Raw genomic sequence first — 3317 nt, forward strand, 5'->3', positions numbered from 1 at the left:
CGAACAACAAGATAAAGCTACTGATACGGACTGCCTATGGCTTCAGGAACATGAACAACATGCTGTCGCTGATAATGCTGAGCTGTTCCTATGTAGATGTACAGATAGCCTACGAATGGGAATCGGAATCGAGAGAATCATCTAGCAAGGCTGCCTAAATGCTTCCACACATGTTGATGATGCCTCAATTTCTTTATCAGTTTCTAATACGCAATAGGTCTGTTCACACTCTTCAGCGTATTTCACAAGATTTGATTCTTTACTGTATTCTAAAATCCAATTCCATATAACATCCCGGAGTTTATTTCTCTTTTTGGGCTGCAAACCATAACCAGTCGAAATAAAGGATGCGCACCATTTTAGATTTTCAATCAAAAAACATTCTATTTCTTGTGCGTCCGTGCTGCTGGCTTTGGGATAACGAAGTAATCCTCCAAATAAATGTCCGTAACTCTCAATCAACAAATCAGAAACAAGGGGTTCTACATCAACTGTTTCCAGGAGATTTTGAATTTCTTTGGTCCATTTCAAGTTACTAGAAATTTCATTCCAGTTGAAGAATCCTTGTCGGAACTGCATTGTTCCACCAAGATACACACAAGAATGATATTCTATTTCAAAACAGCCTTTCAGCATTTCTTTTATAACAGGAAGATTTTCTTGTTCAAAAGAGCCGTTTTTTATTTGCGAAAAATAATCAGATATAAATTCATCAACAATTTCCATATAAGAGTCTCTCAAATCTCCTTCAAATATTGGAGACAGGAAACTTTCAAGGGCGTTTCCATAGTGGTCAGAAAACCCTCCGCATTTATACAGATAAAAGAAATTCTCTACACATTGATATTTCGTAGAAAAGTCTTCAGCACCACGTAAGCAAACTGATAAAACATCCTTTACCGAATTGCAACAACGGTTGAATACATATTTGTCAACGTCTTTTAACGAGCGATACGTATTCAATTGCATATTCACAATTTCCAAGACTTTTTCTGTCCAGTTAAAAGAAACTCTTTCTAAGACAGACCAAATCTTGTCATGGGTTTCAATTGAATTTGAGTCGAATTTGCGACCGATAGAATCAATGAATTCGCCTAATACATTTACATCGTCTTCACTACTTATTTCTATACGAGACAGCGATTCTACAACATTTTCTACTTGGGGAACATTCCCTGATATTAATTCTGTGACAACGTCCTTTCCCCAAGAAGAAAGTTTGTGGTTAAATATCAAATTGTCTTTCAAAATGCTTTCTCTAATTACATCTGGGCAAATAGAGAACACATTATCCTTAAAGCCAAATCTTTGCATTAGACCAACATCAGTCATTAACTGATATGTTTTCTGTAGAACGACTTGATCAACGCCCGTTTTTAAACAAATAAAATTCACAACATCTTCATGAAGTAATGAAATTTGCTTATATAGAGCTGTCCATTTTAAAACAAGGTCATATTTTTCATTTGACAAAGGGATTTCTTGTAAAGACGGTCTTATTAGATTTGAGTATTCTTTGAAAATAACTTCAGCTTTTTCATCAAATTCCGCTCCTAAAGAGCCATTTTGTTTCAAAACAATCTTAATAGCAAGAGAAATCCATAAAGGAATTCCTTGTGAAACTTCACTGATATTATGAACGGCTCTATCAATATCATAAAATTGAACGTTTCTTTTTTTTCGGACAGTTTGCAGCAAAGCTGAAGTCAATTTTATTCGATTATCGTTATTCAACCTTGATAAAACCACAGAATCCAACCGGATAGAATCATATTTCGGAAGCTTTAATTCAAGAATAGTTTTCGCATTAATATTGCGTTCAGAGAAAACCACCTTACATCTCTTCATTGTTCCGACATCTAAATCCGTCAAAATGCGCTTTAATAGGTCAACATCATTTAACTCATCAATAAACAATACAGACGACCTATCCAAAACAACCCTTTTATTCCAAGCAGAAACGGTTTTGAGGACTTCCGACACCCCAAAATAAATATTCCACTTCTTTTCATCAATTGTATTGGCACATTCTATCAAAAAGCGAGATTTTCCCATTCCTCCAGGACCAGAAAAGCTCCATATTTGCTTTTCTGATTCCATAAAATTCTTAAACAGAAGCAATTCCTTGTCTCGACCAACGCAATCAACATCAAATGATTCTGGCAAATACTGTTTTCTGCAAAGTTCTTGAAATTCCTTCTTCAAAAGAAAACATCTAGATTCATTTTCGATAAAATCCTGCTTTACTTCAGGATACTTTTCTAAAAGAATCCATACTTTAGGCCAATCCCATAAATCAACATCCAAGCCACATGTATCACAAGACTCGACCGCATTCTTCCATTTTTCACGATCATTAGGATTCTCTTCCACATTGGTAAATAGAACCCATCTTTTTACAGGCTTCCAGTAATCATTTTTTTCTTTATAGTCCTTTATTTTGAACATTTCGCTTTTTAAATCTGCAATACAATTGTCGATGGAACACTGCTCATGAAACTTAGCTTGATACACAGTCAGTCCATCTCCGCTAACGGCATCAATACCATTATCTCTTCCAGGGCGAGAATATGCAATATTTTCGGAATCCTCAAACAACAGCAAAAGTTGCATCATAGATTCCCAGGAAGTTCCATTGAATTTCGAATTGTATTGAGAATAATTTGACATTTCTAAATCTCTTTCTTGTCCAATCTTAGATTAAATAAAAAATAACAAGTTCTATTGTCAACACGCCCCTTTTCAAAAGGCATAACAGTGAGTTTAATCTTATCAAAAAAGCCAGCCCATAAGGGCTGGTTTATAATTAACAAAAAAGATTGTGTAGGCAACAGGAATCGAACCCATGACTGCCCCTTCATAAAAGCTCCTAACGGAACTCTTATGAAGGGGGCTATTTTACCGACTAAACTATCCTACACAATCTATTTCGTAATTTAGTATTTTAACGTTTTAATGGCAAGTTTAATTTTCTCCGACGCAGCATCATTTATTGGGTATGTTTCTTTTAACGCTCTTATTAAACCATCAACATCTGGTTTTTTGACATTCAAAAAATGCTTCATCCTACCCTTGTTCTCTTGCAATATGGATTCCCAATCATAATTACTTTTTTTAAATATAAATTTTGCGAGGCATCATCAACATGTGTGGAAGCATTTAGGCAGCCTTGCTAGATGATTCTCTCGATTCCGATTCCCATTCGTAGGCTATCTTTACATCTACATAGGAACAGCTCAACATTATCAGCGACAGCATGTTGTTCATGTTCCTGAAGCCATAGGCAGTCCGTATCAGTAGCTTTATCTTGTTGTTCG

Annotated in this window: 1 protein-coding gene and 1 tRNA gene; both read right to left on the reverse strand. The window is 35.5% G+C overall.

Annotation, left to right across the window (positions count from 1 at the left end):
- Positions 1–141: 141 nt before the first annotated feature.
- Positions 142–2670: a hypothetical protein gene (locus tag MMG03_RS15735; RefSeq protein ID WP_249506717.1), complete on the reverse strand. Its 2529-nt coding sequence runs from the start codon at positions 2668–2670 to the stop codon at positions 142–144.
- A 150-nt stretch (positions 2671–2820) separates the two neighbouring features.
- Positions 2821–2921, reverse strand: a tRNA-OTHER gene (locus tag MMG03_RS15740).
- Positions 2922–3317: the final 396 nt, after the last annotated feature.

It is taken from the genome of Fibrobacter sp. HC4 (genome assembly GCF_023373925.1).
Taxonomy (GTDB): Bacteria; Fibrobacterota; Fibrobacteria; order Fibrobacterales; family Fibrobacteraceae; genus Fibrobacter.

Coding starts and splice junctions, on each gene's coding strand:
- MMG03_RS15735 (WP_249506717.1), bottom strand. CDS start 2,670: ATGTCAAATTATTCTCAATACAATTCGAAATTCAATGGAACTTCCTGG.